Here is an 874-nt window from a genome sequence, read left to right on the forward strand (position 1 = left end):
GGGGGAGGGGGCGGGGCTGTGTTTGACCTCAAGTTTGCTTGAGGTTTTACGTTGATCACGCGGGTCCCGCTCACAGGTACCCGCGATCTCTCCCAGCCGTTCTCCCGGATCGAGGTACCCGCATGTCCCTGCCCCCGCTCAAGATCGGCGTACTCATCGGCAGCGTCCGTCCCGGGCGGTTCGCCGACCGGGTCTCGGAGTGGTTCCTCTCCGAGATCGGGCATCGCGACGACATGGAGACCCATGTCATCGACCTGTCCGAGCCCGCCCTCGCTGACGAGCTCAAGCTCACCCTGGAGCGGTCCGACGCCCCCGGTGACGCGCCGACCCTTGCCCAGCGCATCGGTGGGCTCGACGGATTCGTCGTCGTCACGCCGGAGTACAACCACGGCTACCCGGCGTCCCTGAAGCTCGCCATCGACTACGTCTACAGGGAGTGGCGGGCCAAGCCCGTCGGCTTCGTCTCCTACGGCGGGATGGCCGGCGGGCAGCGGGCCGTCGAGCAGCTGCGTCAGGTCTTCGCCGAGCTGCACGCCGTCACCCTGCGCGACACCGTCAGCTTCCACATGGCCTGGGAGCAGTTCGACGACGAGGGCCGGCCTCATGACCGGGACGGCACCGCCAAGGCCGCCTCTGTCCTCCTGGACCAGCTCGCCTGGTGGGGTCTCACCCTGCGCGAGGCACCGGAGCCACGCCCCGCGACCGCCCCGGCGGGCCTCGCGACCTGGACGGGCGCCTCCAAGCAGGAGCTGGGCAGGGAGTTCGTGGAGTCGCTGGCCCGCGGGCTGACCGTACTGACCGCGTTCGGCGAGGGCCGGGCCGAGCTCACCCTCACGGACGTTGCCCGCGCGACCGGACTGGCCCGGGCCACGGC

1 protein-coding gene is annotated in these 874 nt (G+C 70.5%); it reads left to right on the forward strand.

The window, feature by feature from the left end:
• Positions 1-122 precede the first annotated feature (122 nt).
• Positions 123-874, forward strand: a 752-nt coding sequence (locus EAO75_RS45190; RefSeq protein WP_187284873.1) for an NADPH-dependent FMN reductase, incomplete at its 3' end; no start/stop codon positions are given.

It is taken from the genome of Streptomyces sp. UW30 (assembly GCF_008042075.1).
In the GTDB taxonomy this organism is placed as follows: Bacteria; Actinomycetota; Actinomycetes; order Streptomycetales; family Streptomycetaceae; genus Streptomyces.